Below are 6,253 nucleotides of genomic sequence, written 5' to 3'. Positions count from 1 at the left end.
GATCACAACGCGCAGGCGCTGCATATCGTGACCTCTCTGGAACGGCACTATGCGGAATGGGACGGGCTGAACCTGACATGGGAAACGCTGGAAGGGATTGCCAAACATAACGGGCCGGTTGTGGGGCAGGTGCCCTATGCGCTGGCCGCCTATAACGCGCGCCATGATCTGGAACTGCATACGCACGCCAGTGCCGAGGCACAGGCGGCGGCTTTGGCCGATGATATTGCCTATAACAACCATGATCTGCATGACGGGTTGCGGGCAGAGCTCTTCAGCACCGATGAACTGGCCGAACTGCCGATCCTGCGCGACTGTTTTGCGCGGGTGGATGCGAAATACCCGGACCTCAATTACTATCGCCGCCGGCACGAGGCGCTGCGAAGGTTCTTTGGTGTGCTGGTCGAGGATGTAATCGCAGTCAGCCGCCGCAATCTGACGGAACTGGCCCCCAAATCCGTGCATGATATCCGCCACGCAGGGCGGATGATGGTCCAGTTTTCGCCGGCCCTTTGGGAAGACCTGAAGGTGATCCGCGCCTTTTTGTTCACGCGGATGTATCGCGCCCCTGCGGTGGTGGAGATGCGGGTCGTGGTGACGCAGATGATCAACGACCTGTTCCCGTTTTTCATGGAAAACACCGACGAGTTGCCCAAGCAATGGCGCAAGGATGTGGCGGATGCGCCGGATAAAACTGCGCTGGCGCGCATTGTGGCGGATTACATTGCCGGGATGACAGACCGCTTTGCCATTCAGGAACATAAGCGGCTGATTGGTGGCGAGGATATTCCACCCGGGGTGATTGACGGGAATTAAGGGTGTCAGACTTTTATCAAAAGTCTGCTTGCCCTGCGCTATCGGGGTGGTAAACCCCAATTAAACAAAGCTGTTGGATGACCCATGAACCTTTTTGCTGATATTCGCACCCGTGTGCTGGCCTGTCTGGACCAATTGGTCGTTGACGGTGTGCTGCCCGATGGCCTCTCGACCGCTGCTGTCTCGGTCGAGCCGCCACGGGATGCAGCCCACGGTGATATGGCGACCAATGCGGCGATGGTCTTGGCAAAACCTGCCAAAATGAACCCCCGTGTGATCGCGGATGCGCTGGCGTCAAAGCTGCTGGACGATCCGCAGATCGCGGTGGCCGAAGTGGCGGGGCCGGGGTTTTTGAATATGCGGCTTGTGCCTGACGTGTGGCAAGGCGTGGTCAAAACCGTGCTGAGCGATCCGTCCTACGGGCAATCCACGCTGGGTCGGGGCCAGAAAATGATGGTGGAATATGTGTCCGCCAACCCCACGGGGCCTTTGCATGTAGGCCACACGCGGGGGGCTGTTTTCGGCGATGCCTTGGCGCGTCTGCTCGATTATGCGGGCTATGATGTCACCAAAGAATACTACATCAACGATGGCGGCGCGCAGGTCGATGTGCTCGCGCGGTCTGTTTATCTGCGGTATCTTGAGGCGCATGGCCAAGAGGTGGCGTTCGAGGATGGCACCTATCCGGGCGATTATCTGATCCCTGTCGGCCAAGCGCTGAAAGAAAAGGCAGGCGACACCTATGTCGGGCAGCCCGAAGAGGTCTGGCTTGAAGACATCCGTGACTTCGCTACCGAAGCGATGATGGAGCTGATCCGCGAGGATCTGGCCCAGCTTGGTGTGGTCATGGACAGCTTCTTTTCGGAAAAATCGCTCTATGGCACGGGGTTGATCGAAAAGGCGATTGCCGAACTCGACGCCAAAGGCTTGATCTATCGTGGCGTGCTGGAACCCCCCAAAGGCAAAATGCCCGAGGATTGGGAGCCGCGGGAACAGACGCTCTTCAAATCCACCGCCCATGGCGATGACGTGGACCGTCCTGTGCAGAAATCGGACGGTTCTTGGACCTATTTTGCCCCCGATATCGCCTATCACTATGACAAGGTGCAGCGCGGCTTTGACCAGTTGATTGACGTCTTTGGCGCAGATCACAGCGGGTACGTCAAGCGGATGAAGGCCGCTGTTTCGGCCCTGTCGGACGGCCGCGTGCCGCTGGATGTGAAGCTGACGCAACTGGTGAAGCTCTATAAGAACGGCGAGCCTTTCAAGATGTCCAAGCGGGCAGGGACTTTTGTGACCCTGCGCGATGTGGTCGATCAGGTCGGGACCAATGTGACCCGTTTCCACATGCTGACACGCAAGAACGACGCGCCGCTGGACTTTGATTTTGCCAAAGTGCTGGAGCAGTCCAAGGACAATCCGGTATTCTACGTCAACTATGCCTATGCACGGGTGAATTCCGCCGTGGCCAAGGCGGAAGCGTTCACGGATGTCTCTGATGCGACTTTGGCGGGTGTTGATCTGACGGGTCTGACCCATGAAGCGGAACTGACGCTGATCAAGAAACTGGCCGAATGGCCGCGTCTGGTGGAAATCGCCGCGCGCGGGCATGAGCCGCACCGGATCGCCTTTTACCTCTATGATCTGGCGTCGGATTTCCATGCGCTTTACCACCAAGGGAACGCGGACGAGAGCCTGCGCTTTGTCCAAGAGGGTGACTCAGATACCACACAAGCGAAAATTGCCCTCATTCGGGCCGTAGCGATTGTTATTTTGCACGGTTTGGGTATTCTTGGCGTCACTCCGGCGGAAGAGATGCGATAACGTACAGGCTGCCGGATCGAGCTGAAAATATTGACCCCGAAAAAAACCATAAGGTCTGGGGCGCAGTGAGGCAGAGATGGCAGTATACGATGACGGGTTTGCCCGGGCGGCACGTGAGCCGCGCTCAACCAATCTAGTCAACTTCGCAGGTGCGGCGTTTTCGCTGGCGCTGATCCTTGGCGTAAGCTTTTGGGGATACAAGCTGATTGTCCGTGATGTCAGCGGGATCCCCGTGGTGCGCGCAATGGAAGGCGATATGCGGGTTCTGCCCGACAACCCCGGTGGTGGCGTTGCCGCGCATACGGGGCTTTCGGTGAATGAAGTCGCGGCCATGGGCGAAGCGGGCGGTCCCGAGGATCGTTTGGTTCTGGCGCCACGCACGGCCGGATTGTCGCCAGAGGACCTTGATGTTCAACCTGCGCAAGAGGTGATCTCAACCGTATCGGCAGCCATTGAAGACGTCACAGCAGGATTTGAAGCAGAGGTTTTCGAGAATGAGACCGTTGCAGCCCCTGAAGTGCAGGATGATGCTACAGCACTTGCCGCGCAATTGGCGGCGTTGAGCACCGAACCACCGATGATCCCTGAAGAAGAGGCACAAGACCCCAATGTGATCCCGGCAACTGTGCCTGGTGTTTCCACCTCTGTGCGTCCTGTGATCCGGCCTGCCAATATGCGTATTCCTGCGCCGGTGGCCGCAGCAACACCTGCAGCAACACCCGCACCGGCCACCAGCGAAGTGGCTGTCACCACCGCAGACTTTCCTGTCGGTACCAACCTTGTGCAGCTGGGCGCCTTTCCCAACCCCAGCCTTGCCGCAGCCGAATGGGACCGCCTGCAGTCGCGTTTTGGCCAGTTGATGGGCGGGCGTGAGCGCGTCATACAGGTAAGTAACCAAAGCAGTGCCACATGGTACCGGCTGCGGGCCAGCGGGTTTGAAGACCGCGCCGAAGCTCGCCGCCTTTGTGCCGCCTTGCAGGCCGAAGGTGCGGAATGTATTGCTGTGGTGGTCAACTAAGTGACGATGAATGCAACGATTTTCGGCCCCGAGGGGCTGGAGATCACGGATTGGGAACGCGGCTTTTTCCGCGAGGTCCAGCCGCTTGGCTTTATCCTTTTTGCGCGCAATATCGACAACCCCGACCAGTTGCGCCGCCTGACGCATAGTCTGCGCGAGGCCGTGCAACGCGATGCGATGATCCTGATTGATCAAGAGGGCGGGCGCGTTCAGCGGATGCGGAGCCCCCATTGGCGTGAATATCTGCCTGCCTTGGACCAGATGGCGCGCGCCACTGATCCGCTGCGCGCCCATTGGGTCCGCAACCGGTTGATCGCGGCAGAACTGCAGGATGTCGGGATTGATGCCAATTGCGCACCCTTGGCGGATATCGCTGAAGAGGCAACGCATCCGGTCCTGAAGAACCGCCTTTACGGGTATCATGTGCAGACGGTCGTTGATGCCTGCCGCGTCTGTGCCGATGCGCATCTGGCCGGTGGTGTGCTGCCCGTGTTGAAACATATCCCCGGATACGGGCGGGCGGCGGTGGATAGCCACAAGGACCTGCCGCGTGTGGATGCGCCGCGTGCAGAGCTGGAGGCATGGGATTTCGCGCCTTTTGCGGCGCTGTCCGATCTGCCGATGGGGATGACGGCGCATATCGTATTCTCGGATATTGATCCCGCCAATCCCGCCACAACATCCGCTAGAATGATGGGAGTGATCCGCAAGCATATCGGTTTCGATGGTCTTTTGATGACTGATGATCTGTCGATGGAGGCGCTCTCGGGAACGGTCGCGCAGCGTGCAGCGGCGAGTATCGCGGCGGGCTGTGATATTATCCTGCATTGTAACGGCAAGGCGGATGAAATGGCGGCTGTGGCACAGGCCTCAGGCGCGATGACGGACGCGGCCATAACCCGCGCAAATCGTGCTTTGGCATTGCGAAAAACACCTGCAAATATTGACATCGGGGCGCTGGAAGCGGAACTTGGCCGTCATTTAGGCTGAGGGCAGATGCAGGGCGAAGATTTCCAGGAAGACACGATCAGTGTCAGCGAGCGTGTCGCCGCTGAGGCCTTGATCGTTGATGTGGGCGCATTCGAGGGCCCGCTCGATCTGTTGCTGACGCTGTCGCGCACACAGAAGGTGGACCTGCGCCAGATTTCCATTCTGGCCTTGGCCCAACAGTATCTGGCCTTTGTGGAACAGGCCAAACGCCTGCGTCTGGAACTTGCTGCGGATTATCTGGTGATGGCGGCCTGGCTTGCCTTCCTCAAATCGCGGCTCTTGTTGCCGCCTGACCCCTCGGAGGAGGGGCCGTCCGGCGAGGAATTGGCGGCACATCTGGCGTTCCAGCTTGAACGGCTTGAGGCAATGCGTAATGCCGCCGCCCAACTGATGGCGCGCGACCAGCTGGGGCGTGACTTCTTTGCCCGTGGGATCACCGAAGACGTGCAGCGCGTGCGCCGCGTGACCTATACAGCGACGCTGCTGGACCTGATGCAGGGCTACGCGCGTATCCGCACACGCGATGATTTCCGCCCCTTTGTGATGGACCGTCAGCATGTGATGACGATGGAACAGGCGCTGGAACGGATGCGGTCGCTGATCGGCTTTGCGGGCAATTGGACAGATATCGTCAGCTATCTGCCCGATGGTTGGGACGCCGATCCGCAACGCCGCCGGTCGACGACGGCGGCCACCTTTGCGGCCTCGCTGGAACTGGCGAAAGAAGGCAAAATTGAAATTCGACAGGGTGAAATGTTTGCCCCGATCGAAATCCGCAAGAAAGACCCGCGTGATGGCTAAGACAGAGACCCCCAAGAACGAAAGCCTCTTTGAAGCGCCGCCCATGGGCGAGCAGGAACGCATGGTCGAGGCGATTCTCTTTGCCACCGCTGATCCGGTGACGATCACGGAATTGACGGGCCGGATGCCGCATGGTTGTGACCCCGCCGAAGCGATTGCGCATCTGCGCAAACGCTATGAGGGGCGCGGGGTGAATGTGGTGAAGGTGGGTGATGCCTGGGCCATCCGCACAGCGGGTGATCTGGGCTTTCTGATGCAGAAAGAAACGGTCGAGACCCGCAAGCTGAGCCGTGCCGCGATCGAGACCTTGGCGATTGTGGCCTATCATCAGCCCGTCACGCGCGCCGAGATTGAAGAAATCCGTGGTGTCAGCGTCAGCCGTGGTACGATTGACCAGTTGATCGAACTGGAATGGATCCGCTTTGGCCGCCGCAAGATGACACCGGGGCGGCCTGTGACGTTTGTTGTCACGCAGGGATTTCTGGATCACTTCGGTCTGGAAAACGCCCGCGATTTGCCGGGCCTGAAGGAATTGCGCTCTGCGGGTCTTTTGGAAAATCGTCCGCCACCGGGCGCGCAGATCTTGGGCGAGACCGACGACGATGATGATGACGATGACCAGTCCGAATTATTTGAAGATTAATCCGCAGGCCTTACATAGCAGCGCAGAGATAGGGAGACGCAGATGAACGTGAATCAATTGATCAATATGGGCATGCGGATTTTGATGCGCAAAGGCATGAGCAAAGGCATGGCGCTGATGGCGAACAAAGGCAAGCGACCCGAGGACATGACACCGGAAGA

Annotated in this window: 6 protein-coding genes; all 6 read left to right on the top strand. The window is 58.9% G+C overall.

Translation table 11 applies throughout. The annotated features are described in order from the left end of the window. A partial coding sequence (gene dgt / locus VGP75_RS07125; RefSeq protein ID WP_327542990.1) for a dGTP triphosphohydrolase occupies nt 1-816 on the top strand: 816 nt, incomplete at its 5' end. Nucleotides 817-900: 84 nt separating this feature from the next. Beyond that, the gene (argS, locus tag VGP75_RS07120) at nt 901-2,640 is read left to right on the top strand and encodes an arginine--tRNA ligase (protein ID WP_327542989.1); all 1,740 of its coding nucleotides are present in this window, start codon (nt 901-903) and stop codon (nt 2,638-2,640) included. 76 nt (nt 2,641-2,716) lie between these two features. Further along, nucleotides 2,717-3,658 carry an SPOR domain-containing protein gene (locus VGP75_RS07115; protein WP_327542988.1) on the top strand — a complete coding sequence of 314 codons (942 nt, stop codon included), beginning with the start codon at nt 2,717-2,719 and terminating at the stop codon, nt 3,656-3,658. A gap of 6 nt (nt 3,659-3,664) precedes the next feature. Beyond that, a complete protein-coding gene (locus tag VGP75_RS07110) occupies nt 3,665-4,648 on the top strand; it encodes a glycoside hydrolase family 3 N-terminal domain-containing protein (protein WP_327542991.1) in 984 nt (327 codons plus the stop codon). Between the two features lie 6 nt (nt 4,649-4,654). Then, nucleotides 4,655-5,449, top strand: coding sequence for a segregation and condensation protein A (locus VGP75_RS07105; RefSeq protein ID WP_110278639.1), 795 nt, complete (start codon nt 4,655-4,657; stop codon nt 5,447-5,449). Then, nucleotides 5,442-6,092 carry an SMC-Scp complex subunit ScpB gene (gene scpB / locus VGP75_RS07100; protein WP_327542987.1) on the top strand — a complete coding sequence of 217 codons (651 nt, stop codon included), beginning with the start codon at nt 5,442-5,444 and terminating at the stop codon, nt 6,090-6,092. The genes VGP75_RS07105 and scpB overlap by 8 nt, the downstream gene beginning before the upstream one ends. Nucleotides 6,093-6,253: the final 161 nt, after the last annotated feature.

The sequence above is a fragment of the Yoonia sp. genome, assembly GCF_036007805.1.
GTDB lineage: Bacteria > Pseudomonadota > Alphaproteobacteria > Rhodobacterales > Rhodobacteraceae > Yoonia.
This window is presented reverse-complemented; position numbering and strand designations above follow the sequence as displayed.